This window comes from Streptomyces sp. NRRL F-2580 (assembly GCF_000720115.1).
GTDB lineage: Bacteria > Actinomycetota > Actinomycetes > Streptomycetales > Streptomycetaceae > Streptomyces.
In genome coordinates, this window is record NZ_JOIR01000037.1 from 34,329 (window position 1) to 59,669 (window position 25,341).

27 protein-coding genes and 1 pseudogene are annotated in these 25,341 nt (G+C 73.2%); 19 read left to right on the forward strand and 9 right to left on the reverse strand.

What is annotated here, in order from left to right:
* Positions 1-127: 127 nt before the first annotated feature.
* From pnuC to IF88_RS0131465, 5 genes are read left to right on the forward strand one after another with little or no spacing between them, the layout of a single operon-like run.
* A complete protein-coding gene (gene pnuC / locus IF88_RS0131445) occupies positions 128-736 on the forward strand; it encodes a nicotinamide riboside transporter PnuC (protein WP_030720099.1) in 609 nt (202 codons plus the stop codon).
* Positions 733-1,812, forward strand: coding sequence for an AAA family ATPase (locus IF88_RS0131450; RefSeq protein ID WP_030720102.1), 1,080 nt, complete (start codon positions 733-735; stop codon positions 1,810-1,812). The genes pnuC and IF88_RS0131450 overlap by 4 nt, the downstream gene beginning before the upstream one ends.
* The gene (locus IF88_RS0131455; RefSeq protein WP_030720105.1) at positions 1,809-2,576 is read left to right on the forward strand and encodes an NUDIX hydrolase; all 768 of its coding nucleotides are present in this window, start codon (positions 1,809-1,811) and stop codon (positions 2,574-2,576) included. Before IF88_RS0131450 ends, IF88_RS0131455 begins: the two co-directional genes overlap by 4 nt.
* On the forward strand, positions 2,573-3,583 hold the full coding sequence (locus tag IF88_RS0131460; protein ID WP_030720108.1) for an ADP-ribosylglycohydrolase family protein: 1,011 nt from the start codon (positions 2,573-2,575) through the stop codon (positions 3,581-3,583). Before IF88_RS0131455 ends, IF88_RS0131460 begins: the two co-directional genes overlap by 4 nt.
* A gap of 14 nt (positions 3,584-3,597) precedes the next feature.
* Positions 3,598-3,804, forward strand: a complete 207-nt coding sequence (locus IF88_RS0131465) for a hypothetical protein (RefSeq protein ID WP_030720111.1) — start codon at positions 3,598-3,600, stop codon at positions 3,802-3,804.
* Here the strand turns inward: IF88_RS0131465 and IF88_RS0131470 are convergent.
* The 3 genes from IF88_RS0131470 to IF88_RS0131480 all read right to left on the reverse strand — a co-directional run bounded on the left by IF88_RS0131470 (position 3,793) and on the right by IF88_RS0131480 (position 5,409).
* Positions 3,793-4,473, reverse strand: coding sequence for a DNA polymerase beta superfamily protein (locus IF88_RS0131470; protein WP_030720114.1), 681 nt, complete (start codon positions 4,471-4,473; stop codon positions 3,793-3,795). The two genes, IF88_RS0131465 and IF88_RS0131470, sit on opposite strands and share 12 nt — an antisense overlap.
* Before the next feature lie 28 nt (positions 4,474-4,501).
* On the reverse strand, positions 4,502-4,984 hold the full coding sequence (locus tag IF88_RS0131475; RefSeq protein WP_030720117.1) for a Rieske (2Fe-2S) protein: 483 nt from the start codon (positions 4,982-4,984) through the stop codon (positions 4,502-4,504).
* 83 nt (positions 4,985-5,067) lie between these two features.
* A complete protein-coding gene (locus tag IF88_RS0131480; RefSeq protein ID WP_030720120.1) occupies positions 5,068-5,409 on the reverse strand; it encodes a DUF952 domain-containing protein in 342 nt (113 codons plus the stop codon).
* Between the two features lie 137 nt (positions 5,410-5,546).
* Between IF88_RS0131480 and IF88_RS0131485 the strand changes: the two genes are divergently transcribed.
* The 5 genes from IF88_RS0131485 to der all read left to right on the forward strand — a co-directional run bounded on the left by IF88_RS0131485 (position 5,547) and on the right by der (position 10,249).
* Positions 5,547-5,993: a YidB family protein gene (locus IF88_RS0131485; protein WP_030720122.1), complete on the forward strand. Its 447-nt coding sequence runs from the start codon at positions 5,547-5,549 to the stop codon at positions 5,991-5,993.
* A gap of 127 nt (positions 5,994-6,120) precedes the next feature.
* Positions 6,121-7,209 carry a prephenate dehydrogenase gene (locus IF88_RS0131490; protein WP_030720124.1) on the forward strand — a complete coding sequence of 363 codons (1,089 nt, stop codon included), beginning with the start codon at positions 6,121-6,123 and terminating at the stop codon, positions 7,207-7,209.
* Between the two features lie 149 nt (positions 7,210-7,358).
* Positions 7,359-8,066 carry a (d)CMP kinase gene (cmk, locus tag IF88_RS0131495; protein ID WP_030720127.1) on the forward strand — a complete coding sequence of 236 codons (708 nt, stop codon included), beginning with the start codon at positions 7,359-7,361 and terminating at the stop codon, positions 8,064-8,066.
* Complete coding sequence (locus tag IF88_RS0131500) at positions 8,021-8,710, forward strand: lysophospholipid acyltransferase family protein (RefSeq protein WP_051837894.1); 690 nt, start codon at positions 8,021-8,023, stop codon at positions 8,708-8,710. The genes cmk and IF88_RS0131500 overlap by 46 nt, the downstream gene beginning before the upstream one ends.
* A gap of 75 nt (positions 8,711-8,785) precedes the next feature.
* Entirely contained in the window at positions 8,786-10,249 is a 1,464-nt protein-coding gene (gene der / locus IF88_RS0131505) for a ribosome biogenesis GTPase Der (RefSeq protein ID WP_030720133.1), read from the forward strand.
* Between the two features lie 37 nt (positions 10,250-10,286).
* Here der and IF88_RS0131510 read toward each other — a convergent pair whose 3' ends face one another.
* On the reverse strand, positions 10,287-10,712 hold the full coding sequence (locus IF88_RS0131510) for a hypothetical protein (RefSeq protein WP_030720136.1): 426 nt from the start codon (positions 10,710-10,712) through the stop codon (positions 10,287-10,289).
* Positions 10,713-10,866: 154 nt separating this feature from the next.
* The gene (locus IF88_RS0131515) at positions 10,867-11,673 is read right to left on the reverse strand and encodes a hypothetical protein (protein WP_030720139.1); all 807 of its coding nucleotides are present in this window, start codon (positions 11,671-11,673) and stop codon (positions 10,867-10,869) included.
* 296 nt (positions 11,674-11,969) lie between these two features.
* Here IF88_RS0131515 and IF88_RS0131520 point away from each other — a divergent pair, with 296 nt between their 5' ends.
* Positions 11,970-12,806 carry a transglycosylase family protein gene (locus IF88_RS0131520; RefSeq protein ID WP_078893267.1) on the forward strand — a complete coding sequence of 279 codons (837 nt, stop codon included), beginning with the start codon at positions 11,970-11,972 and terminating at the stop codon, positions 12,804-12,806.
* Between the two features lie 90 nt (positions 12,807-12,896).
* Positions 12,897-13,850 (forward strand): annotated as a pseudogene (locus IF88_RS0131525) (helix-turn-helix transcriptional regulator); the annotation flags it as partial.
* Between the two features lie 311 nt (positions 13,851-14,161).
* On the opposite strand, the gene IF88_RS0131530 reads toward IF88_RS0131525, so the two are convergent.
* Together IF88_RS0131530 and IF88_RS0131535 are read right to left on the reverse strand one after the other, a co-directional pair.
* Positions 14,162-15,223, reverse strand: a complete 1,062-nt coding sequence (locus IF88_RS0131530; protein WP_030720146.1) for a phosphatase PAP2 family protein — start codon at positions 15,221-15,223, stop codon at positions 14,162-14,164.
* 238 nt (positions 15,224-15,461) lie between these two features.
* Positions 15,462-16,577 (reverse strand): glycosyltransferase family 39 protein, encoded by a 1,116-nt coding sequence (locus tag IF88_RS0131535; protein ID WP_030720150.1) that lies wholly within the window; start codon positions 16,575-16,577, stop codon positions 15,462-15,464.
* A gap of 283 nt (positions 16,578-16,860) precedes the next feature.
* On the opposite strand from IF88_RS0131535, the gene IF88_RS0131540 reads away from it, so the two are divergent.
* Entirely contained in the window at positions 16,861-18,516 is a 1,656-nt protein-coding gene (locus IF88_RS0131540; protein ID WP_037807732.1) for an MFS transporter, read from the forward strand.
* 156 nt (positions 18,517-18,672) lie between these two features.
* Positions 18,673-19,845: an acyl-CoA dehydrogenase family protein gene (locus IF88_RS0131545; protein WP_030720156.1), complete on the forward strand. Its 1,173-nt coding sequence runs from the start codon at positions 18,673-18,675 to the stop codon at positions 19,843-19,845.
* Positions 19,846-19,854: 9 nt separating this feature from the next.
* Here the strand turns inward: IF88_RS0131545 and IF88_RS0131550 are convergent, their stop codons facing one another.
* Entirely contained in the window at positions 19,855-20,304 is a 450-nt protein-coding gene (locus IF88_RS0131550; protein ID WP_030720159.1) for a cell division protein SepF, read from the reverse strand.
* A 285-nt stretch (positions 20,305-20,589) separates the two neighbouring features.
* Here IF88_RS0131550 and IF88_RS0131555 point away from each other — a divergent pair, with 285 nt between their 5' ends.
* The 5 genes from IF88_RS0131555 to IF88_RS0131570 all read left to right on the forward strand — a co-directional run bounded on the left by IF88_RS0131555 (position 20,590) and on the right by IF88_RS0131570 (position 24,379).
* Positions 20,590-21,894 (forward strand): DUF5685 family protein, encoded by a 1,305-nt coding sequence (locus IF88_RS0131555; protein ID WP_030720162.1) that lies wholly within the window; start codon positions 20,590-20,592, stop codon positions 21,892-21,894.
* A 77-nt stretch (positions 21,895-21,971) separates the two neighbouring features.
* Positions 21,972-22,481 carry a hypothetical protein gene (locus IF88_RS48480; RefSeq protein ID WP_234323764.1) on the forward strand — a complete coding sequence of 170 codons (510 nt, stop codon included), beginning with the start codon at positions 21,972-21,974 and terminating at the stop codon, positions 22,479-22,481.
* Complete coding sequence (locus tag IF88_RS48485) at positions 22,393-22,782, forward strand: DUF1684 domain-containing protein (protein WP_234323767.1); 390 nt, start codon at positions 22,393-22,395, stop codon at positions 22,780-22,782. The genes IF88_RS48480 and IF88_RS48485 overlap by 89 nt, the downstream gene beginning before the upstream one ends.
* 135 nt (positions 22,783-22,917) lie before the next feature.
* Positions 22,918-23,805, forward strand: coding sequence for a S1 family peptidase (locus IF88_RS0131565; RefSeq protein ID WP_030720165.1), 888 nt, complete (start codon positions 22,918-22,920; stop codon positions 23,803-23,805).
* Between the two features lie 94 nt (positions 23,806-23,899).
* Positions 23,900-24,379: a hypothetical protein gene (locus tag IF88_RS0131570; RefSeq protein WP_030720169.1), complete on the forward strand. Its 480-nt coding sequence runs from the start codon at positions 23,900-23,902 to the stop codon at positions 24,377-24,379.
* A gap of 33 nt (positions 24,380-24,412) precedes the next feature.
* On the opposite strand, the gene IF88_RS0131575 is transcribed toward IF88_RS0131570, so the two are convergent.
* On the reverse strand, positions 24,413-25,309 hold the full coding sequence (locus tag IF88_RS0131575) for a DUF4231 domain-containing protein (protein WP_030720172.1): 897 nt from the start codon (positions 25,307-25,309) through the stop codon (positions 24,413-24,415).
* Positions 25,310-25,341: the final 32 nt, after the last annotated feature.

The window sequence follows — 25,341 nt, forward strand, 5'->3', positions numbered from 1 at the left end:
GCGGTACGTCCGCTCCTGAGCGGTGGAAGCCCGCAGTGCCCCCGGCACTGCGGGCTTTTCGCTTGTCCGCACCCGCCCCAAGGTTTATAGTCGTTCTGACTATTAATGCGGAGTGAGGGGGGTCGGCATGAGCTGGACCATGAGCTGGACCGAGGTGCTCGGCTTCGCCACCGGTGCCCTGTGCGTCTGGTTGGTCGCCCGGCAGCACGTCGCCAACTGGCCGATCGGCATCGCCAACAACATCTTCTTCATCGTGCTCTTCGCCCAGGCCGGCCTCTACGCCGATGCCGGGCTCCAGATCGTCTTCATCGCCCTCGCCGCCTACGGCTGGTGGTCCTGGACCCACGGGGGTGGACCAGGATCCGCCGAGGCCCTGCCGGTGCGCCGTACCACGCGGGCCGAATGGGCCGGGCTCGCCGCGGCGGGGGCGGTGACCGTGCTCGGGCTCACGCTGCTGCTGAGCCGGGCCACCGACTCCACCGTCCCGTTCTGGGACGCGCTGACCACCGGGCTCTCGCTCCTCGCCACGTACGGGCAGTGCCGCAAGCTCGTCGAGTCCTGGTGGCTGTGGATCGCGGCCGACCTCGTCTACGTCCCGCTCTACGCCCACAAGGGGCTCTACCTGACCTCCGCGCTCTACGTGGGCTTCCTCGCCCTGTGCGTGGCCGGACTCCTCGGCTGGCGGCGCACGCTGCCCGCCCGGGAGGCCCGTTCGGCCGCGGGGGCGGCGGCATGAGGCGCCACGGGCACGGCCTGGTCCTCGGCAAGTTCTACCCGCCGCACGCCGGCCACCACCACCTCGTGCGCACCGCCCAGGACCAGTGCGAGCGGCTGACCGTGCTGGTGTGCGCGGCCTCCGTCGAGTCGGTCCCGCTCGCCGACCGGGTCGCCTGGATGCGCGAGGCGCACCCCGGGGCCGAGGTCGTCGGCGCGGTCGACGACATCCCCGTCGACCTGCACGACCCGGCGATCTGGGAGGCCCACATGGCAGTGTTCCGCAGCGCGGTCCCCGGGCGGGTGGACGCCGTGTTCACCTCCGAGGAGTACGGCAGCGAGCTGGCCCGGCGGTTCGGCGCCGAGGAGGTCCTGGTGGACCGGGAGCGGACGCTGTTCCCGGTGTCCGGGACGGCGGTGCGCAGGGATCCCGTCGGCTCCTGGGAGTTCCTGGGGCCGACCGTGCGCGCCGCGCTGACCCGGCGGGTCGTGGTCCTGGGCGCGGAGTCCACCGGGACCACCACGCTGTCGCGGGCCCTGGCGGACCACTACCGGCGGCGCGGCGGAGTCTGGGCCAAGACCGGCTGGGTCGCCGAGTACGGCCGCCGGTACAGCGAGGAGAAGCTGGCGGCGGCCCGCGCGGCCGACCCGGCGGCCTCCTGGGCGGACGTGTCCTTCACCTCGGAGGAGTTCCCGGTCATCGCCCGCCGGCAGGACGCCGACGAGGAGCAGGCCGCCCGGCTCGGATCCCCGGTGCTGTTCTGCGACACCGACTCCTTCGCCACCGGGATCTGGCACGAGCGGTACATGGGCGGCCGCAACCCCGAGGTCGAGCGGATCGCCGCCCGGAGCCGACGGGACCTGTACCTGCTGACCGACCACGCCGACGTGCCCTTCGAGGACGACGGGCTGCGCGACGGCCCGCAGCTCAGGCCCTGGATGACGGAGCGGTTCCGGGCGGAACTGGAACGCACCGGGAGGCGTTTCCTCGTCGTGCGCGGGGACCGGGCGGCCCGGCTGGAAACGGCCGTCCGGGCCGTGGACGAGCTGCTGGCCGAGGGCTGGCACTTCACCGACCCCCTCCCGGAGAACCGATGACAGCCGGCTACGACCCTCCCCCAGCCTCCGGCCGGGGGGACCCCCATCTCGCTCCGCTCGCCTTCGAGCCGTTCGCGGTGACCGTCGACCTGGCCGTCTTCACGGTGCGCGAGGGAGCCCTGCACGTCCTGCTGATCCGGCGCGGCCAGGAGCCGTACGCGGGGGCCTGGGCGCTGCCCGGGGGGTTCGTCCTGCCGCGGGAGTCCGCGGAGAGCGCCGCCCGGCGCGAACTGGCCGAGGAGACCGGCCTGTCGGAGGAGGTGGTGGCGGCGCTCCACCTGGAGCAGCTGCGCACCTACAGCGAACCGGACCGGGATCCGCGGATGCGGGTGGTCTCGGTGGCGTTCACGGCGCTGGTCCCGGACCTGCCCGAGCCGGCGGCGGAGGGCGGCGGGGACGCGGCGCACGCCCGCTGGCTGGCGGTGGGGGAGGCCCCGGACCTGGCCTTCGACCACGCCGAGATCCTGGCGGACGCGCGGGAGCGGATCGGCTCGAAGCTGGAGTACACCTGCCTGGCCACCGCCTTCTGCCCGCCCGAGTTCACCCTGGGCGAGCTCCGCGCCGTCTACGAGACCGTCTGGGACACCGCCCTCGACCGCCCCAACTTCCGCCGGAAGGTCCTCACGACGCCCGGGTTCGTCGAGCCCGTGCCGGGCGCCGCCCGGCTCACCGGCGGCCGCGGCAAACCGGCCGCCCTCTACCGGCCCGGCCCGGCGACCGCCCTGCACCCCCCTCTGCTCCGACCGGAAGGACCCACTCGATGACGAAGCGAGCCGCGACGGGCGCCCTGATCGGCCTGGCCCTGGGCGATGCCCTCGGCTTCCCGACCGAGTTCAACGACGTGCCCTCGATCCTGGCCAAGACGGGCCCGTGGCGGGAGATGCGGCTCCCGCGCCCGGCGATCGTCACGGACGACACCCAGATGACCCTCGCCCTCGCGCGCGGCATGCGTACCGCCGAGGGGCGGGGCCGGGTCGACCCGCCGCGCCTGGCCCGGCCGGTCCGCGAGGAGTTCGTCGACTGGTACCACTCGCCGGAGAACAACCGGGCGCCGGGGAACACCTGCCTCAAGGCCTGCAGCCTCCTGAACCTGCCCGAACGGGACTGGCGGGACGCCAGCCAGCTCGGCTCCAAGGGCTGCGGCGCGAACATGCGCGTGGTCCCGGTCGGGCTGGTGCCCGGCTGGACGGAAGAGGAACGGGCGGGCGCGGCCCAGCTCCAGTCGGCCCTCACCCACGGGCACCCGACGGCGCTCGCCGCCTCCGACCTGACGGCGCGGGCCGTGTACCTGCTCGCCACGGGCATCGAGGTGACGGGCCTGGTCGGACTGCTGCGCTCGTACGCCCTGGAGAACCGCACCCGCTACCACGAGCGCTGGCTCGGCGACCTCTGGACGCGGACCGCCTCCGACGCCTCGCCCGAGTCCTTCATGGCGCGCGGCTGGGACGAGTGCCTCGCGGTCCTGGAGCGGCTGGCGGCCGCCCTGCGCTCCCCGTCCCCGGAGACGGACCCCTGCCTGACCACCGGCGACGGCTGGATCGCGGAGGAGGCCCTCGCCACCGCCCTCCAGTGCTTCCTCCTCTTCCCCGACGAGCCCCTCCTGGCCCTGCGCCGCGCGGCCTGCACGAGGGGCGACTCGGACTCCATCGCCTGCCTCGCCGGCGCCTTCGCCGGAGCCCACCTCGGGGCCGACGTCTGGCCCCGGGACTGGGAGGGCCGCATCGAGTACCGGGACGAACTCCTGGCCTTCGGCGCCCTCTGGGATGCCTGACCCACTACCGGGGGTTGGCCGACACGCAGTGGCGGCCCTTCGAAAGGGCCGCCGAACACGGGAGCTACGAGCGCCCGGCGCGCCGGCGGGTGCGCGCGGACTTCGAGGCGCTGCACGCGGTGCTGGACACGACGCAGTCCGTCTCCACGCTGCCCGAGCACGCGTCGGCGTACGAGGCCCTCGACGCGTTCGTCGTACGGCGCCGGACGCTATGCGACTGACGCGCGGCGGGCGCGGACCAGGAAGTCCTCGACGCGGGCGTGGTCCGGTTCTGCGGGCAGGGACGTGGTGGCCAGGGCGGTCTCCGTCTCCTCCTGGAGGCGGCCCATCCAGGCGTCCGCCTCGTCCCAGGCGAGCTCCCCGCGGCGGACGGCCAGGAGGCGGTCGCGGTACGGGCCCGCGTCGATGGTCAGGCGGCCCGTGCGCAGGAGGTCACGGCAGGACAGCAGCAGGCGCAGCAGGTGCATGGCGTGCTTCCAGCGCGGGGCGCCGTGGACGCGGACGTCGGCGAGGAGTTTGCCGCGCTGGGAGGCCGCGTACCGGCTGAAGCTGGTGTGGGCCCGGCGGGAGAGGAAGGCCCCGCGCAGCGAGAGCAGTTCCTCGCCCATCGGGGTGAGCTCGTCCACCAGGGGCGAGTGCAGACACTCCAGGACGTTCGGGTTGGCCCGCAGCGCGAGTTCGCAGAAGCGCTCCAGCTCCCACGAGAACTCCTCGTCCCGAGGGCCCTCCACGTGCGTGGGGGGCTTCTCGAACCGCCAGAACAGCGGAGCCGGGGCGAGGTAGACACCGCGCCGGTCGGTGTCGCTCGCCTCCGTCGCCAGCCCGAACGCCCGGGACCCCATCACGCACCGGTAGACCGTGTGGTCCCGTACCAGTGTCAGATCGTCCATGGGGCGAGCGTAGGCGCCTGACCTGCCGCTATGCGAGCGAGATATTGCCGTCCGCCGCGACCTTGATCTTCTTCTCCGCCAGTCCCTTGGTGGCCGGACCCTTGGTCACCGCGCCGTCCGCGATCGCGAACCTGCTGCCGTGGCAGGGGCAGTCGATGCTGCCGTTCTCCACCTTGTTCACCAGGCAGCCCTGGTGCGGGCAGACCGCCGTGAAACAGCGGAAGGAGCCGGCCGTGGGCTGGGTGACCACGAGCTTCTGCTCCTTGAGGACCGTGCCGCCGCCCTTGGGCACGTCCGCGGCCTTGACGAGGACTTCCGCGCCCGTCGAACCGGATTCCGGGGTGGCGGTGGTGGCGGTACCGGAGGCGGCGGGCGCGGACGCCGAGACGTTCGACTCTCCCTGGGGGGTCGTCTCGCCGTCACTGCCGCAGGCGGTCAGCGCGCCGCCGGCCAGGGCGGCCGCGCCCGCCGCCAGTACCGTGCGCCGGGCGGTGTGCGTGGGGTCGCTCATGAGTCTCTCCTCGCGTTGTGGCCGGGAAGGGCGTGCAGCATCCTGGCCTGCGGCAAGCCTCAGGTGAAGCTTGCCGCGCCGTTTCATCGGCCCGGTTCCCATGGGGCCAGTGAGGCAGGGGTGCCGGGTGTGCGTACGACCTCCCACACGTGGACCACGGCCTCCCGGTTCAACGGGCCGTGAACATGCGGGTAGCGGACGCCCGATTCACCCTCGCGGCGGACCTCCGCGGTCAGGGCGTCCTCGTCGAGCTCCACCGCCAGCAACGTACCCGGCACCTCCCGGTAGTGCGCGTCGGCGATCGCGAGCACCGTCGGGCGATCGGCCGAACAGTGCACGAAACCCTCCGAGTCCAGTGAGGGCGGGGCGTACGGGAACCCGGGCGCGGCGGCCCAGTCGGCGAGCGGGACGATGTGGAAGATCATGCGGATCGTTCTACCGCAGCGGCCCGGGGCCCGCGCATCAGGTGGCGGCATGAGGGGGTACGGGTGACATTGTCCGTGTCTTGAAGCCGGGCACGGCGCTGTCCGCGCGGCCCGGTCCCTCTTCGAAAGGCAGGACCATGGCGGGTAACGACCTCGGCTCTCTTCTCGGCGGTCTCCTCGGGGGCGGCGGCGGCCAGGGCGGGAGCGGCGGCGCCGGCAACATCCTCGGCGCGCTGATCGGCGCGCTCGGCGGGGGCGCCGGCGGTGGCGGTCAGACGGCCGGCGGCAACGGCGCGAACAATCCGCTCGGCGGCCTGCTCGACATGCTGGCCAGGTCCGGCCTCGCCGACCAGGCGCAGTCCTGGATCGGCACCGGCGAGAACAAGCCCGTCAGCGCCGACCAGATCAAGGAGGCGCTGCCGGACGGAGCCCTCCAGCAGGCCGCCGAACAGGCCGGCGTCTCCCCGGAGCAGGCCGCCGACCAGATCGCGCGGGTGCTGCCGCAGGCGGTCGACAGGCTGACGCCGCAGGGACAGGTGCCGTCCGGCTCGCTGGAGGACATCATCAAGGCGCAGGCGCTCTGACCCTCGGCGACAACAGCCCGGGCCCGGCCACCGTCCCACCGGACGGACCGCCGGGCCCTCGTGCGTCCACTCTGGCTACCCTGGCCGGGCAGTCCCGTCACCTTCCGTACGCAACCCTGGAGCGCCCGTGAGAACCGCCGTCGTCATCGGAACCGGACTGATCGGCACCTCCGCGGCGCTCGCCCTGGCGGCGCGCGGGATCACCGTGCACCTCGCCGACCACGACCCGGACCGGGCCCGTACGGCCGCCGCCCTCGGGGCCGGCACCGACGAGGCGCCCGAGGGCCAGGTCGACCTCGCGATCGTCGCCGTACCGCCGGCGCACGTGGCGGCGACGCTCGCCGACCTGATCGGACGCAAGGCGGCGCGGGCGTACGTGGACGTGGCCAGCGTCAAGGGCGGGCCGCGGCGGGAGCTGGCGGCGCTCGGCGTGGACGTCACCGCCTACATCGGTACGCATCCCATGGCGGGCAAGGAGCAGTCGGGACCGCTCGCGGCCACCGCGGACCTCTTCGAGGGCCGCCCGTGGGTGCTGACCCCGTCCCGGGACACCGAACACGAGGTGCTGAACCTCGCGCTGGAGCTGGTGGCCCTGTGCCGGGCCGTTCCCGTGGTGATGGACGCGGACGCGCACGACCGGGCGGTGGCGCTCGTCTCGCACACCCCGCAGCTGGTCTCCAGCATGGTCGCGGCCCGGCTGGAGGAGGCCGACGAGACGGCCGTCCGGCTGTGCGGGCAGGGCATAAGGGACGTGACCCGGATCGCGGCCTCCGACCCGCGGATGTGGGTGGAGATCCTGTCGGCCAACCCGGGGCCGGTGGCCGACGTCCTCGCCGGGATCGCGGCCGACCTGGAGGAGACCGTGGAGGCACTGCGGGGCCTCCAGTCGGCCGACGTGGAGAAGCGGCGCGGCGGCGCGGCGGGCATCGAGGACGTGCTGCGGCGCGGGAACGCGGGCCGGGTGCGGGTGCCGGGTAAGCACGGCGCGGCGCCGACGGTCTACGAGACGGTGGCCGTGCTCATCAGCGACCAGCCGGGCGAGCTGGCGCGGATCTTCGCCGACGCCGGGCGGGCCGGGGTCAACATCGAGGACGTGCGGATCGAGCACGCGACGGGGCAGCAGGCGGGCCTCGTGCAGCTGATGGTGGAGCCGCGGGCGGTGGCCGGCCTGACGGCCGAGCTGCGGGAACGGGGCTGGGCGCTGCGCCAGCAGTAGCCGCGCCGGCCGGGCGGGGGCCCCGCCCCGGCCCCCGTCGGGGCCGGATGTGCACGGCGGGGCCGGGGGGTGTCCGGGGCCGGTAACCTTGGGGAGGGGCGTTTTGCCGCGCCCGGACACGTACGCGCAACCAGGAAGGTGCCCGCACCGTGGAAACCGCAGCTCCGTCCGCCGTGATCGTCGCCATCGACGGTCCCTCCGGCACGGGCAAGTCCAGCACCTCCAAGGCCGTGGCCGCCAAGCTCGGGCTGCGCTACCTGGACACCGGTGCCCAGTACCGGGCCATCACCTGGTGGATGATCAGCAACGGCGTCGACACCGACGACCCGCAGGCCATAGCCGTCGCCGCGGGCAAGCCCGCCATCGTCTCCGGCACCGACCCGGCCGCCCCCACCATCACGGTGGACGGCGTGGACGCCGCCGGTCCCATCCGCACCCAGGAGGTCACCTCCAAGGTCAGCGCCGTCAGCGCCGTCCCCGAGGTGCGCACCCTGATCACCGAGCTCCAGCGCTCCATCGCCGCCGCGGCGGCCCTGGAGGCCGAGGGGATCGTCGTCGAGGGCCGGGACATCGGCACCACCGTGCTGCCCGACGCCGACCTCAAGGTCTTCCTGACCGCCTCCGCCGAGGCGCGCGCCGCCCGGCGCAGCGGCGAGCTCCGCGGCAAGGAGGCCACCGACCTGGCGGCCACCAAGGAGGCGCTGATCAAGCGCGACGCGGCCGACTCCGGCCGCAAGACCTCCCCGCTGGCCAAGGCCGACGACGCCGTCGAGGTGGACACCACCGAGCTCACGCTCGACCAGGTGATCGAATGCGTCGTGACCCTGGTGGAAGAGAAGCGGGCGGGCCGCAAGTGAGCGAATCGCCCTCCCTCACGGGTGCGGCGGTCGGCAGGCGCATCGGCATCGGGCTCATGTACGGGCTGTGGAAGCCGCGCGTGCTGGGCGCCTGGAAGGTGCCCGCCTCCGGTCCCGTGATCCTCGCCGTGAACCACTCGCACAACATAGACGGCCCGATGGTCATGGGCACCGCGCCGCGCCCGCTGCACTTCCTGATCAAGAAGGAAGCGTACGTCGGCCCGCTCGGCCCCTTCCTCGACGGGATCGGGCAGGTCAAGGTCGACCGCACCGGCGCCGACCGGACGGCGATAGGCCGCGCCCTGAAGGTGCTCGACAACGGAGGGGCCCTGGGGATCTTCCCCGAGGGCACCCGCGGCGGGGGGGACTTCGCCTCGCTGCGCGCGGGTCTCGCGTACTTCGCGGTCCGCAGCGGAGCGCCCGTCGTGCCCGTGGCCGTCCTGGGCAGCGGCGAGAACCGCGGAAAGCTGATCCCGGGGCTGCCGCCCTTCAAGAGCCGGGTCGACGTCGTCTTCGGCTCCGCCTTCGACGCCGGCGACGGCACGGGCCGACGTACCCGTACCGCGCTGGACGAGGCCACCACACGCATCCAGGACCGGCTGACCGCCCACCTGGCCGACGCCAAGCGCCTCACCGGGCGCTGAGCGAGACTTGACCTAGTAGTGGAACCGCGCTGCGCGGGTGCCACCGACCACCACGAACGACGAGGAACGGACTTCATGAACGACCAGCACGACCACGGAGCACTTGGCGACGCCGAGTACGCGGAGTTCATGGAGCTCGCCGCGGAAGAGGGCTTCGACATCGAGGAGGTCGAAGGCGCCATCGAGGAGGCGGGCCACGGCCCGCTGCCCGTCCTCGCCGTCGTGGGCCGCCCGAACGTCGGCAAGTCCACCCTGGTGAACCGGATCATCGGCCGTCGCGAGGCGGTCGTCGAGGACAAGCCCGGCGTCACCCGCGACCGCGTCACGTACGAGGCCGAATGGGCCGGCCGGCGCTTCAAGGTCGTCGACACCGGCGGCTGGGAGCAGGACGTCCTCGGCATCGACGCCTCCGTCGCCGCCCAGGCCGAGTACGCCATCGAGGCCGCCGACGCGGTCGTCTTCGTCGTCGACGCCAAGGTCGGCGCCACCGACACCGACGAGGCCGTCGTCCGCCTGCTGCGCAAGGCCGGCAAGCCCGTCGTCCTGTGCGCCAACAAGGTCGACGGCCAGAGCGGCGAGTCCGACGCGGCCTCCCTGTGGTCGCTGGGCCTCGGCATGCCGCACCCGGTCTCCTCGCTGCACGGCCGCGGTACGGGCGACATGCTCGACGCCGTCCTCGAGGCCCTGCCGGAGGCGCCCGAGCAGACCTTCGGCGGCGCCGCCCCCGGCGGCCCGCGCCGGATCGCGCTGATCGGCCGCCCGAACGTCGGCAAGTCCTCGCTGCTCAACAAGGTGGCGAAGGAAGACCGTGTCGTCGTCAACGAGCTGGCCGGCACCACCCGCGACCCGGTCGACGAGCTGATCGAGCTCGGCGGCATCACCTGGAAGTTCGTCGACACCGCGGGCATCCGCAAGAAGGTCCACCTCCAGCAGGGCGCCGACTACTACGCCTCGCTGCGCACGGCCGCCGCCGTCGAGAAGGCGGAGGTCGCGGTGATCCTCATCGACACCACCGAGAGCATCAGCGTCCAGGACCAGCGCATCATCACCATGGCGGTCGAGGCCGGCCGCGCGATCGTCATCGCCTACAACAAGTGGGACGAGCTCGACGAGGAGCGCCGCTACTACCTCGAGCGCGAGATCGAGACCGAGATGCAGCAGGTCGCCTGGGCGCCCCGGGTGAACGTCTCGGCGCTCACCGGCCGTCACATGGAGAAGCTGGTCCCGGCGATCGAGACCGCCCTCGCGGGCTGGGAGACGCGCGTCCCCACCGGCCGGCTGAACGCCTTCCTCGGTGAGGTCGTCGCCGCCCACCCGCACCCGATCCGCGGCGGCAAGCAGCCCCGCATCCTGTTCGGTACCCAGGCGGGGAGCAAGCCGCCGCGGTTCGTCCTCTTCGCCTCCGGCTTCCTGGAGCACGGCTACCGGCGCTTCATCGAGCGCCGCCTGCGCGAGGAGTTCGGCTTCGAGGGCACCCCGATCCACATCTCGGTGCGGGTGCGCGAGAAGCGCGGCGCCCAGCACAAGAAGAAGAAGTAGCAGCGGAGGCCGCGGTACGCGGACGAGCTGTCCGGGGTCAGTAGCCCCGGCGCGGAGCGGGCGGCAGGGCCGCCGGGACGTGCGTCATCCCGGTCTGGTGCTGCCGCCCGCCGGCGTATCCGGGGCTGCCCGCGTACGAGTACGCCGGTTGTGGCTGCGGCTGCGGGGTGTACGAGGGCTGCCAGTCGTCGGTCCGCTGCCAGGCCGAACCATTCCAGCCGCTGCCGTACGAGCTGACCCCGCCGGTGTACCCGCCCCCGTAGGAGAAGGCCGTGAACCCGAGGTCCTCCTCGCCCGTACGGTCGCCCGGCAGTGCCCGGAAGGCACGCAGGTACTCGGAGTACAGCGTGTCGTAGATCGGGGTGTGCGAGACGGCCGGAGCGCTGTCCCGGTCGCGTGCGGGGCGCAGCGCGGGGACGGTGCTCGGATGGGACGGGGCGCGGGAGGAGTCGTATGAATGCACGTACCAGCCAACGAAATCGACGGCTTGCGGATGCGGGGTGACGGGGCAGGAAACGCAGATCGCCGGGGGTGCGCGGGACGGACCGCACACCCCCGGCGCACGCCGCCGGGCCCCCTCGCCGGGGGCTGGCGGCCGTTCCGGTGACCCCGCTGGATCAGACCCCGGGCGTACCCGCCAGGGGCATCGCGGCGGCCACGAGCTTGCCCGAGGCGGCGGCCTTGTCGAGCGCGTCGCGCAGCAGGTCCTCGCGGGGCTGCTGCCCGATGGAGCCGACCGGGGCGGCGTAGATGAGCACGCGCTGGGTCTTCTGGACGGCGGCGCGCCAGCCGTCGGTGACCGACAGCGCCTGGTGCGCCTGCCACCAGGCGACCTGGCCGCCGCCCTCGGTGCCCGGCTGCAGTACGGCGTGCAGCTGGCCGCCGGCGAGCAGGACGGACCAGCCGCCCAGGACCGTGGGGAGCTCGGTGGTGTCGGTGACCGGGATGAAGCCCTGCTCGATGAGGAGCGGCAGGAAGTCGTCGCCGGGGCCGTCGCTGCCGGGGCGGGCGATCGGCGCGGTCGGCTCGACGACCAGGGCCGGGTGCAGCTCGCCGCCGATGAGGATCAGGCCGCTGGTGATGCCGAGGACGGCCTGGCCGCCGGGCACGTTCTGCGGGGCGCTGCCGTCGGCGCCGGGCGCCGGGCTGTCGCCGGTGATGCTGCGGACGGCGCCCTGGAGCTGCTCCTCGGAGACGGAGACGACCTGCGAGGGGATGCAGGTGGCGTGGGCGAAGGCGAGGACGGCGGTCTCCTCGCCGACGAACAGCACCGTGCTGGTGCGGTCGTTCTCGGGGTCGCCCGGGGTGCGGCAGGAAGTGCAGTCGTAACTGCGCGGCGCGTCCTCGCCGACGAGCAGCCTGTCGGCTTCTTCGTCACCGATCTCGGCACGTACCTCATCACTGACGTCGAGCATGCGCGGCACGGGGTGGCTCCTCGGCATAGGGGCGGGGCCGGGGGACTCCCGGCTCGCCGGGCTCAACGGCGCAGCGGCGGCCGGGGTCACGCCATTGGAGGGAACGGAATCGAACCTGGCCCCCGGAAGAGTGAACCGTCTGACCGCAGCGTTGTATTCGTGCCAACTGTTTTCTGATTGTGGTCAGTTGGCGGCCGGGTGTGGCCGTTTGGGGCAGGGGTGGCGGTCGGCCGACCGGGTGGGGTGCGGTGACCCGCCGCGTGGCGGGCCGGAGGGGGCCGCGGGGGGCTGCCTAGCGTGACCCGATGCCCAACCTCCGGATCCGCCGGGCCGCCGCCGCCGTCGGCGTCGCCGCTGCCGCGGTGCTGGTGCTCGTACTTCCCCGCGGCCCCGCGGCCGCGGCCCCGCCACCGCCACCGCCCGCGCCCGGACCGGCGGGCGCGGCGCACCCCGGCTCGCCGGGGGTGATCGGCAGCGGGCCGGGGGACTGCGGACCGGGCGGGGAGTGGCCCTGGGACTGCGTGGCCGACTGCGAGAGCGGCGGGCGGTGGGCGGTCGACACCGGCAACGGCTTCTACGGGGGGCTGCAGTTCCGGCAGCCGACCTGGGAGGAGTACGGGGGGCTGGCGTTCGCCCGGCGGCCCGACCTCGCGACCCGCGGACAGCAGATCCGGGTCGCGGAGGAGCTCCTCGGCTCGCAGGGATGGAACGCCTGGCCGGTGTGCTCGAAGCGGTACGGGCTCGCGGGGCGGATGCACGCGGTACGGGCCGGGGACACGCTGGTGTCGATCGCGCGCAAGCACCGGGTGCGGGGCGGGTGGCGGGCGCTGTACGAGGCGAACCGGGAGCTGATCGGGCCGCGGCCGGAGGCGATCGCGGTGGGCATGCTGCTGACGGTCCCCGAGCCGCCGCCGTCGGCGAAGCCGGACCCGAGGCCGGACCCGAGGCCGGACCCGAGGCCGGACCCGAGGCCGGAGCCGGACCTGCGGCCGGACCCGAGGCCGGAGCCGGACCTGCGGCCGGACCCGACGTCTGAGCCGGTGGCTCCGGCGGTGCCCGCCGGGCCGCAGCCCTCGTCCCCCGCCGTGCCGGCGCAGCCGCCCGCCAAGGCCCCGGCTCCCGCGCCGGCGCCGCCCTGGTGAACCCCGCCGCCCGGCCCGCTCCCGCGTACTCCCGCCCGGCCCGTTCCCGCCCGGCCCGTTCCCGCGGGGCTCCGCTGGCAGACTCGGGGGATGCTCGACACCTCCGCACGACTGCTGCGCATGCTGTCCCTGTTGCAGGCCCACCGCGAATGGACCGGGGCCGATCTCGCGGAGCGCCTCGGGGTCACCGCCCGCACGGTCCGCCGCGACGTGGACCGGCTGCGGGAGCTGGGGTACCCGGTGAACGCGAGCCCGGGGACCGGCGGCGGCTACCAACTGGGGGCGGGGGCCGAGCTGCCGCCGCTGCTGCTGGACGACGACGAGGCCGTGGCCGTCGCCGTCGGGCTGCGGACCGCCGCCGGGAACGGGGTCGAGGGGATCGGTGAGGCCTCCGTACGCGCCCTCGCGAAGCTGGAGCAGGTGCTGCCCTCGCGGCTGCGGCGCCGGGTGTCCGCGCTCAACGAGTTCACGGTGCCGATGCTGCGCGGGGCCGAGCGGTCCACCGTGGACGCCTCGGTGCTGACCGAGCTGGCCTCCGTCTGCCGGGACGCCGAGCGGCTGCGCTTCGGCTACCGGGACCACGAGGGCAACGTCAGCCGCCGCACCGTCGAGCCGCACCGGCTGGTGTGCACCGAGCGGCGCTGGTACCTCGTCGCCTGGGACGTGGACCGGAACGCGTGGCGGACCTTCCGCGCCGACCGGATCGAGCCCAGACCGCCGCACGGGCCGCGGTTCACCCCGCGCCCGCCGCCCGCCGAGGACCTCGCCGCGTACGTCTCCCAGGGCGTGTCGCAGCGGGCGTACGCGGCCCGGGCGGTGGTGCGGCTGAAGGTTTCGGCGCAGGAGGCGGGCCGGGTCGTCGGGCCGAGCGACGGAGTCCTGGAAGCGGTGGACGGGCAGAGCTGTCTGCTGCGTACCGGGGCGGCGAACCTCGACGTTCTGGTGATTCACATCATGCTGCTCGGCTGTGAGTTCGAAGTGGTCGAGCCACCGGAGCTCACGGATCGGATCAGGGCCGCGCGGGATCTCCTGGGGAGGGCCGTGGACGCCGGAGAAGTGAAGGAAATGTAGCGGACCTGAGGGGGATTCAGCTGGTCTGGTCCATGAGGGCCGTGGCAATCCCCGCCGGGAATTCCGGGCCACTCGGCGTCAATTCCAAAGTCCTTGCACGTCGGGCGTGTCGCGCTTCGGATAACAATTTGCGGTTGTAGATATTCTGTGACACAAGCGTGACCCGGGACGGACGAACGTCCGGGCGTGACGCTGACGAACGACGAAGGCGGGCCCGGTCGGTGAGACCGGGCCCGCCTCGTGTCGCGGGGTGAGGTGGTGCGTACCGCCCCGCGGTGGGTCCGTCAGCCGCCGGCGATCGGACGGGCCGCGGCCCCCCGGGCGGCGGCCCGTTCGGTGTGCGCCGGGCGGCGGCTGCCGACCGGGGTGACCGGGGTCCGCTCCGAGCGGATCAGGTGCGGCCGGCCGGCGACCGGGTGCGCGGTGGGCCGGGGAGCCGGGGAGTGCGCCGTGCCGGCCGCGGCCGCGGCGGGGACGGGGACCGGCTCCGCGGCGGCTTCGTCGACGCGCCGCAGCTGCCACTTGCCGCCCGCGGAGAGCAGCGGGGTGAGCGCGGAGACGACCGGCGCGGGCATCCGTCCGGTCTCGGCGCGGCGGCGCAGCAGCTCGCGCAGGTCGAACACGTAGGCCTCGGTCCGGGCGATGAGCGGCTCGAACCACGGCAGGGCCAGCAGGATCAGCAGACCCGCGGACCAGCCGAGCAGGACGTCACTGACCCAGTGGGTGCCGAGGTACACGGTGGTGGCGCCGACGCTCAGGGAGACGACCGCGGACACCACGGACAGCACCCGCCGGGTGACCACGGTGGAGGCCAGGTAGGCCAGGATCCCCCAGGTCACGACGGCGTTGGCGGTGTGGCCGGAAGGAAATATATCGCCGCCCGCGAAGAGTTCGGCGGATCCGATCTCCGTGGCGTAGTGCGGGCCGAGCCGGCCGAGGCCGAGCTTGACGGAGCCGACGGTGACGTTGAGCAGGAGCAGTGCCACGCCGAGGGTGATCAGCGGCCGGAGCGTGTGCTGGCGCCAGCAGCGCCATCCGAGCCAGGCGGCGACCATGACCGCGGTGGGTCCGCGCTGGCCGAGCACGACGAGGTAGTCGAGGAACGCGTGCACCTGCGGCCACTGTTCGTAGGGCCGGAAGAACATGATCTGCCAGTCCAGGCGGACCAGCCACGAAGTGGTCAGTACGGCCACCACGATTGCGAGATAGAAGACGAGGGTCGATCCCAGGAGTACGACGCGGTGCCGGCTCATCTGCGGGGTTTGCAGATGAGCCGGTCGCTCTGGTTCCCGGTCCAGCCGGGCGAACACCCGCTCCAGACGGGTCAGGATTTGGTCGGTACGCACTCAATCGACGTTACCGCGCGCCGCTGGTCGGCCCGGGCGAATCGCGGGCTTTGTGATGACCATGTGATGTGGAGTTGGTCTCACGCGGAGCTTAATTCGCGGTATTTCGGCAGCGGTTGGAAGCGGATGATCCACGGTCCCGGCAATTGTTTCAGTCGCTTACCCGAACTTTATTGCCGCAGGTCATTTCTTTTGCTGAAAGATGGATGGGAATGATTCATTCCGTTATGTGTGGGCTCTATGGAGGTCCCGAGCCGTTCAGCCAGAACGCCCCGTAGACCGCCGAGGCCAGGGCCGCCGCGCCCAGCACCGTGGCCGCCCGCCGGGTCCGACACCGCGCCAGGGCCAGCGCCGGCGGCAGCAGCAGCGGGAAGGCGGGCAGCAACAGGCGCGGCTTGGAACCGAAGTAGCCGGACGCGCACAGCGCCAGCGCCACGACGATCCCGCAGTACACGAGCAGCGGCGCCGGCTGCCGCTGCCGCACGCACCTCGCGTACAGCCACAGCACCAGCACCACCCCCGCGATCAGCCCCACACCGGCGGGGAACGCGGACGAGGCCAGCTTCGCGCCGACGAACCGCGCGAAGGCCCAGCCGCCGTCGAAGCCGTTGCCCCAGCCGCCCTGTACGTCCAGGTACCCGAGCAGACCGCCCCCCGTGCGCGCGCCGACCCACAGCACGTACGCCGCCGCGCCCGCCGGAGCGAGCAGCGCCCCCGCGGCCATCCGCCACGACCGCTCCCCGCGCCGCCACGCCAGGACGGCCGCCACCCACACCGCCGCGACCACCGCCGCACCGACCGGACGGGTCAGCCCCGCACCCGCCGCGAGCAGCCCCGCCGTCAGCCACCGGCCGCGCAGGGTCCCGTACAGCGCCCAGGCGGCCAGCGCCGTGAACAGCGACTCGCTGTACGCCATCGACTGCACGATCCCGACGGGCAGCGCCGCCCAGACACCGACCGCGAACACCCCGGCCCGGCGGCCGTGCAGCAGATCGGCCACCGCGAAGATCCCCCAGGCCGCGGCGAGCCCCGCGACCGCCGACACCACCAGCCCCGCGGAGCCGTACGACAGTCCGGTCGCCGCCGACACCAGCCGCTCCAGCCACGGCAGCAGCGGGAAGAACGCCAGGTTCGAGTGGACGTCCCCGTTCGGGAGGACCACCTCGTACCCGTACCCCTCCGCGGCGATGCGGGCGTACCAGAGCGAGTCCCAGCGGGCCGACAGCAGCGTGTGCGGGCTGCTGCCGGCCGCCGCGCCCCACACCGCGAGCACGGTCAGCCCCAGCAGCCGGACCGCCGCGAAGGCGGCCAGGGCGGGCGCGGCCCGACGCAATCCAAGATCTTTCACGGGCATGATTATCGGTGGCGCCGGACCCTGCCCGGGGCCGGGGACCACGGGCCGTGAGCGGGTGCGTACGCGGGGGAGGGACGGGGCATGGGCGAGTGGCACACGCCACACCTGGGCCGTCGCGGTGATGAGAGCTTGGCCACGTGTCGGACGGACGAACTCGCGTACGCTGACCGTTCACTCGCGTGTCGATGCCGGACCCCGTTGGACGCCGCACAGCGCACCACCCCCCGTGGCTCCACAAGACGCTGGTCCGCCGAGCGCGAGGGATCACCTGGGAGGTACATGCATGTCGGGGACGAACGCGGCCGGCGCCAGGACCCCTTCCCCCTGGCAGCGGCTCAGTGCGGCCTCCGGCGGAGCCAACCGCTGGGTCGTCCTGGCGGTTCTCTGCGTCAGCCTGGTCCTCGTCGCACTCGACGCGACCATCCTGCACGTCGCCGTCCCCTCCGTCACCGAGGACCTGCGCCCCGGCCCGATCGAACTCCTCTGGATCGTCGACGCCTACCCGCTGGTATGCGCCTCGCTGCTCATCCTCTTCGGCACCCTCGGCGACCGGGTCGGCCGCCGCCGCGTCCTCCTCCTCGGCTACGGACTCTTCGGCGTAGCCTCCGCGACAGCGGCCCTCGCCGACAACGCCCAGGTCCTCATCGCGGCGCGCGCCCTGCTCGGCATCGGCGGCGCGATGATCATGCCGGCCACCCTCTCGATCCTGCGCCAGGTCTTCCCCGACCGGCGCGAGCGGGCGCTCGCCATCGGCATCTGGACCGCCGTCGCCGCGGTCGGCGCCGCGAGCGGGCCGGTGCTCGGCGGCTTCCTCGTCCAGCACTTCTGGTGGGGCTCGGTCTTCCTCATCAACATCCCGCTGATGGCGCTGATCCTGCCGCTCGGACGCCGGCTGCTGCCCGAGTCGCGCGGCTCCGCGGACGGGCCGTGGGACGTGCTCGGCGCGCTGATGGCCGCCGCCGGCGTACTCGGCTCGGTGCTCGGCATCAAGCGGCTCGGCGCCGAACGCCACCTCCTCGACGCGCAGGCCGTGGTCCCGCTGCTGCTCGGCGCGGTGCTGCTCGTCCTGTTCGTCCGGCGGCAGAAGCGGCGCCCGCACCCGCTGATCGACATGCGGATGTTCTCCCGCGCCGCCTTCTCCACCTCGGTGGCCTGCATCGTCCTCGCCATGCTGGCCCTGGTCGGCCTGGAGCTGATCGCCGTCCAGTACCTCCAGCTGGTCCTGGAGCTCAGCCCGCTGGAGACGGGCCTGCGGCTGCTGCCGCTGACCTTCGCCGCCATGGCCGCGGGCGCCACCGGGTCGTACACGCTGGGCCGGGTCGGGCCGCGCACGATGGTCTCGCTCGGCTTCCTCCTGACGGCCTCCGCCGTGCTGCTGCTGACGCTGATGGGCCAGCAGGACCGGCCGCTGCTCCTCACCGCCGGCTTCATCCTGCTCGGCTTCGGACTGCAGACCACGCTGTTCGCCGCGTACGAGTCGATGCTGAGCGAGGCCCCGGCGGCCACCGCGGGCGGCGCGGCCTCGATCGGCGAGACCTCGTACCAGCTGGGCGCGGGCATCGGCATCGCGCTGCTGGGCAGCGTGATGAACGCGGCGTACCGGCCGGGGCTGGCGGGAGTGCCGGGGGTGTCCGCGGCGGACTCGGCGGGCGCGGCGAACTCTCTCGGCGAGGCGTACCAGATCGCCGCGCACCTCGGGGGGCCGGCGGGGGCCTCGCTGTACGCGGCGGCGCGGCACTCGTTCGTGCACGGGCTGCACGTCACTCTCGTGGTGAGCGCGGGGCTGTTGCTCGCGGGGGCCGCGATGGCATTGAGGCTGCCGCGGGCCATGGAGTGCGGGGCCGTCGAGGGTGGGGGTGCGGGGGATGCCGTGCGGTTGCCCGCGCAGGCGAGCGGTGAGCCGTGCGGGGCGCCGGCGTCGGTGGAGCACGCGGGCTGATCGCCGTTGCGGGGGCGCCGCCCCCGGGCCCCGCGCCTCAAGCGCCGGCGGGGCTGGGATTGGCGGGGGTGGACGGGTGGGATCCGGGTGGCTAGCGTCGGCTGGGCGCAAAAACTTGCGTTGCCAGGCTCTGTATCCAGGCCGCCGGGAGGCCCAGTGTCCGCGTTCCTGCCCCATGATCCGCTCGGGCTCGACGAGCTCCTCGGGCCCGAGGACCTCGCCGTCCGGGACACCGTCCGCAGTTGGGCCGCGGACCGGGTGCTTCCGGACATCGCCCAGTGGTACGAGGACGGTGAGCTGCCCGGGATCCGGGAGCTGGCCCGCGAGCTCGGTGCCATCGGGGCGCTCGGGATGTCCCTCCAGGGCTACGGGTGCGCCGGGGCCAGCGCCGTGCAGTACGGCCTCGCCTGCCTGGAGCTGGAGGCCGCCGACTCCGGGATCCGCTCGCTCGTGTCGGTGCAGGGTTCGCTCGCCATGTACGCGATCTGGAAGTACGGCTCCGAGGAGCAGAAGCAGCGCTGGCTGCCCGGCATGGCCGCCGGCGAGCTGATCGGCTGCTTCGGGCTGACCGAGCCCGACGTGGGTTCGGACCCGGCCGCGATGCGGACGTACGCCAAGCGCGACGGCACGGACTGGGTGCTGAACGGCCGCAAGATGTGGATCACCAACGGGTCGGTGGCCGCCGTGGCCGTGGTGTGGGCGCAGACCGACGAGGGGATCCGCGGGTTCGCCGTCCCGACGGACGCCGCGGGGTTCTCCGCGCCGGAGATCAAGCACAAGTGGTCCTTGCGGGCGTCCGTGACGAGTGAGCTGGTCATGGACGACGTACGGCTGCCCGCGGATGCGGTGCTGCCCGGAGTGACCGGGCTCAAGGGGCCGCTCGGTTGTCTCAGCCACGCGCGGTACGGGATCATCTGGGGGTCCATGGGCGCGGCGCGCGCCAGTTTCGAGGCGGCGCTCGACTACGCGAGGACGCGGGAGCAGTTCGGCAAGCCCATCGGCGGCTTCCAGCTCACCCAGGCCAAACTGGCGGACATGGCCCTCGAACTCCACAAGGGCATCCTGCTCGCCCACCACCTGGGCCGGCGGATGGACGCGGGCACCCTTCGGCCGGAGCAGATCAGCTTCGGCAAGCTCAATAACGTCCGCGAGGCCATCGACATCTGCCGTACCGCGCGGACCATCCTCGGTGCCAACGGGATCTCGCTCGAATACCCCGTCATGCGACACGCCACGAACCTCGAATCGGTCCTCACCTACGAGGGCACCGTCGAGATGCACCAGCTGGTGCTGGGCAAGGCGCTCACCGGCCTCGACGCCTTCCGGTGAGGGCCCTGCTCAGCTCTGGTTGAAGAAGTCGCGCGAGCGGCCGCCGGGCTCGCCGCTCACGATCTGGGTGTCGGCCGGGGTCAGCAGGAAGACCCTGGTCGCCACCCGCTCGATCGAACCGCGCAGCCCGAACGTCAGGCCGGCCGCGAAGTCGACCACGCGCTTCGCGTCGCCCGGGTCCATCGACGACAGGTTCACGATCACCGGGACCCCGTCGCGGAACAGCTCTCCGATGCCGCGCGCGTCACGGAAGCCGTCCGGGGTGACCGTCGCGATCCGACGGCCGTGCTCCACGGCCGACTCGGAGGCGACCCTCACCCGCGGGTCGGTGACCCACTGCTCGCCGGGGCCGGCCACCGAACCCTGGGCGGCCTCCGCGTAGTCGTCGTCGTAGTAGCGCTCGTCGTCGCTGTCCTCCACGAGACCCAGCCAGGCACTCGCCTTGCGCACCGAACCCATGGACTGCCTCCTTTCACCGCGATCAGTCTGTCTTCTCTCCGCTGCCCCTATGCTCGTCCATGATGCTGACAACGCGCCAAGTGGATAGCCGCCGCGCAGAGGTTTCGTGACGGTACTGGTGCAGAACATCCGTTGCACGGTCAAGGATCCTGGTGGCTACCACTGCTGACTGAGTGAAAATACGACCACTGCCGCCGTGCGGGTGAGCGACGGGGACGTTCGAGTGAACGAATCGGCTCGCTACGATGCCCGGCAGGAAGGCGTACGACACACGGGGGAAGCAGCTTGTTCGGCATCGTCAGACCTTGCACGCACCGGCTGGGGGAGCGGTTCAAAGCGGAGTGGATGGCCCATCTGTGCGGGCTGTGCCTGGCACTTCGGGGAGACCACGGGCAGTTCGCCCGGATCGTCACCAACTACGACGGTTTGCTCGTCTCCGTTCTGACGGAGGCTCAGTCGGGTCCGGCGCCCGGTGCCCGGCGCACCGCGGGGCCCTGTCCCCTGCGCGGGATGCGCACCGCCTCGGTCGCCCAGGGCGAGGGTGCGCGGCTCGCGGCCGCCGTCTCGCTCGTCCTCGCCTCCGCGAAGGTGCGCGACCACGTGGCGGACCGGGACGGGCTGTTGGCCCGCGCACCCATGGCCGCGGCCGCGCGCAGGGTGGCCCGCGGCTGGGACCGGGCCGGCGCGCGCACCGGGGCCTCGCTCGGCTTCGACACGGCGGTGCTCGTCGACGCGGTGGACCGGCAGACGGGCATCGAGACGCTGGCGGGCCCCGGCACGCCCGTGCTCGTGGTGACCGAGCCGACGGAGACCGCGACGGCCGCCGCCTTCGCCCATACCGCGCAGCTGGCCGGACGGCCAGGCAACGCCCCCGCGCTGGCCGAGGCGGGCCGGTACTTCGGCCGGCTCGCACACCTGCTGGACGCCGTGGAGGACCAGGGCGCCGACGCCGCCGCGGGCGCCTGGAACCCGCTCACCGCCACCGGGACCTCGCTCGCCGAGGCCCGGCGGCTCTGTGACGACGCCCTGCACGGGATCCGGCTCGCGCTGGGCGAGGTGGAGTTCGCGGACGCGGGGCTCGCCCACCGGCTGCTCGTGCACGAGCTGCGCACCTCGGTGGACCGGGCCTTCGGGACCGGCAGCTGCGGCCACACGGCGACGGCCTCCGCCGGGCAGGGCGGCAACCCCTACGGGGGCCAGCCGTACGGCGGCCAGGGCGGGAACCCGTACGGCCAGAACCCGTACGGCCAGAACCCCTACGGCCAGAACCCGTACGGCGGGGCTCCGTACGGCGGCGGAGCGGGCGGCCCCGGGATGCCGCCCACGGGCCCGGGCGGATTCGGCGGCGCGCCGCCGCCGCCGCGGCCGCCGCGCCGCGGACTGCTCGCCGGTTGCGCGGTCGCCCTCGGGCTCTTCTGCACCTGCCAGATGTGCTGCACCGAGCATGAGGGCCCGTGGTCCCGGAAGAAGCGCGACCCGTGGTGCGACGCCTGTGACTGCTGCGACTGCTGCAACGGCACCAACGGCTCCGGTGGCGGCGGCGGTGGCGACGGCTGCTGCAGCTGTGACTGCTGCGGCTGCGACTGCTGAGACCCTCTCAGGTTTCACAGGTCCGGACGGCGTACGAGGGGATTCCCGTCCGGACCCGCGTGGAAGGGGTGAGCGGGATGAGCGACGACGCAGACGATCCGCAGGCCGCCTGGCGGAGAGGGCACGAGTGCAGGGCCGCGGCCGTGTCCGCCCCCTACGGCCCCCTCGCGCTGACGGGCACCTACCGGCTCGCCGACTACCCGGTAGGTCGAATTCCGGCCGTTGCGGGGCGCTGGCGCACGACCGACGGCGGTGTGGCGCTCACCGCCGTCGCCGAGGACGGCCTCCGCCTCGACGGCGAGCCCTTCACGGGGGACGCCGTACCGGCCGCCGACGAGGCCCCGGCCGCGCGGTCCCGGCTCTCCGCCGGGGAGGTGCGGATCGTGGTGATCCGCCGCGAAGGGGATTGGGCGGTACGCGTCTTCGACCCCGCCTCCCAGGCCCGCCGGGCCTTCACCGGCGTCGTGGCCACCCCCGTACGCCCCCGCTTTCGCGCCGCTGGGGCGCTTCAGGCCGTACACCGAGGACCGGAGCGTCCAGGTGGAGAACGCCGACGGACGGGCCCGCGGACTCGGCCTCGGCGGTGAGCTCACCTTCCCCATTCACGGTGCCGAGCACACCCTCCAGGTCGCCGTCGACGACGACGGCAGCCTCTGGGCCGTCTTCGGCGATGCCACCGGCGGGCGCTCCAGCTACCGCTTCCTTCCTCCGGCCCGGCATACCGGACGCGGGCGGGGCGATCAGCGTGGATTTAACCGACCTCTGCTGCCCCCCTGCGCCTTCGCGGACCACTTCATCTGTCCCTTCCCGCCGCCCGGGAACACGCTGCCCGTCGAGGTGGCGGCGGGCGAGCGGAGGCTGAAAGCCGCCCTTGCGACAGGTGACTGACGACAGGACACTCCCGACAGTGCTTGTCAGGGACACGGCCAAAACTCATGCGTCCGCCGTGTCCCCGGCTGCGCCTCACGGGCTCAGGCACCCCCACGTCCGCCGGGCCCCCGACCCTCTCCAGGAGGACGAGAAGTGAGGATCAAGCGCATGACCCGTACCAGGCTGCTCGCGGCGGCCACCGGCCTGGCCGCCGCCGCAGCGTTCGCCGTCCCCACGGCGGCGACCGCGGACCCCCAGGACGGCGGCGGCTTCAGCGCCGACCGGCTCGCGTCGGCCGGCGCATCCGTACTGCGCGCCAACGTCGGAGGCACCGCCTGGCACACCGACCCCGCCACCGGAACGCTCGTGGTCACCGCCGACTCCACCGTCTCCGCCGCCGCCATCGACAGAATCAAGCGCGAGGCCGGAGCGGACGCGGGGGCGCTGCGCATCGAGCGCACCCCCGGCAAGCTCACCAAGCTGGTCTCCGGCGGCGACGCGATCTACGCCAACAGCTGGCGCTGCTCCCTCGGCTTCAACGTGCGCAGTGGCAGTAACTACTACGCCCTGACCGCCGGGCACTGCACCGACGGCGCGGGCACGTGGTGGACCAACTCGGCCCACACCACCGTGCTCGGCACCACCTCCGGTTCCAGCTTCCCCACCAACGACTACGGCCTCATCAAGTACGCGAGCAACACGCCAGTGCCCCCGGGGACCGTCGGCAGCCAGGACATCACCAGCGCCGTGAACGCCACGGTCAACATGTCCGTGACCCGGCGCGGCTCCACCACCGGCATCCACAGCGGCCAGGTCACCGGCCTCAACGCCACCGTGAACTACGGCAACGGCGACATCGTCTACGGCATGATCCGCACCAACGTCTGCGCCGAGCCCGGCGACAGCGGCGGCCCGCTCTACTCGGGCACCCGCGCCGTCGGCCTCACCTCCGGCGGCAGCGGCAACTGCTCCTCGGGCGGTACGACCTTCTTCCAGCCCGTGATCGAGGCCCTCAACGCCTACGGGGTCAGCGTCTACTGACGATGCCTCACGCGCCAGTCGCACCCCTGGACGTCCTCCCGCCTTCTGGGAGGATGTCCAGGCGTGCGTGTCCGCGGGGGAGGCAGGTTTCTGCATGAAACGTATCGGCGTGACCGGGCACCGGTCCATTCCGGATGCGCTGCTCGGCCATGTGGAGAACGGGCTGCGCGCCGTACTGGGCGGCCACGAAGGGCCGTTGGAAGCGCTCTCCAGCCTCGCCGAGGGGGCGGACCAGATGTTCGCCGCCATCGCGCTCGAATGCGGCGCGGGACTGACCGTGGTGATCCCCAGCGGGGACTACGAGGACGGCTTCGAAGGCGCCGAGGCCCTGGCCCGCTACCGGCGGCTCAAGCGCCGTGCCACACAGGAGATCCGGATGGACTTCGCCCGCTCCACGGACGAGGCCTACTACGCCGCCGGCACCTACATCGCCGACTCCTGCGACCGCCTCGTCGCCGTCTGGGACGGGCAGCCCGCCCGCGGGCACGGCGGCACCGGCGAGATCGTCGCCTACGCGCGGGCGCTCGGCAAACCGGTCACCGTCATCTGGTGCGAGGGCGTGTCCAGGGACTGACCCACGCCCCCGCCGGCACGCCCCCCACCGGACTCAACTGCTGTGCCGGGCAAGCCAGTCGGTGTGCTGCGGGGAGACGTACCGCTCGGTCTCGTACACCGACGAAGGCCACTGGGACTCGGTGATGGTCGTCTGCATCACGACCATCATCGCCGCCAGGTCCTGCTCGATCAGGGTGTGCGCCTCGATCAGCGGATGATGGCGGCGCACCTCGTTCCAGGCGATGCCGGCCGCCGCCGCCGCGCTCAGCAGCGCGGTCAGCTTCGGCCCCGGCCCCGACCCGAACGACCCCAGCAGCGCGAACAGCAGGGCCAGACAGGTCAGCAGCACGATCGTCCACGACCACAGGTTCGTCGCCCGCCGGGACACCTCCGTCCGCCGCCGGTACCAGTTGCGCTGCTCGATCAGCCGGTCCCGGACGTACGTCTCCCGCCGCACCTGATAGTCCATGCCGCGCAGCCGCTGCATCGCGCCGGTGATCTCCCCGCCCTCCGGTACGGTCCCGGCGGTCCGCGGATCGTCCCAGCCCATCTTCCGCAGCTCGGCCAGGCCCGCCTCCAGCCGGGTCCGGTACGTCGCCTCGGGAGCGGCGACCTCGCTGCCGAACGGCGCCCCGTGCACGGCGTAACGCCAGGCCAGGGACTTGATGAACTCCGCCGCGCTCCGGTTGAGCTGCCACTGCGGGCGGGCCCGGCGCCGGGTCGCCCGCATGCCCACGCCCAGCACCCCCGCGTACGCGAGCACGCTCAGCAGCCCGAAGAGGTGCAGCGAGCCCAGCTTCGGCCCCGAGGGCAGGGCCGCGGCCCCCGCGGCGGCCACGAGCAGCATCAGCTGGGCGCGCGTGGCCTGGGTGGACTCCCGCTGCCGGGAGATCGCCGCCTGGTCGGTGTGGTGGAAGAGGGCCGGCAGGTCCTCGTTTCGGAAAGTCATGCTGTCGGTCACAGCGCCCCCCTGCTGTCGGG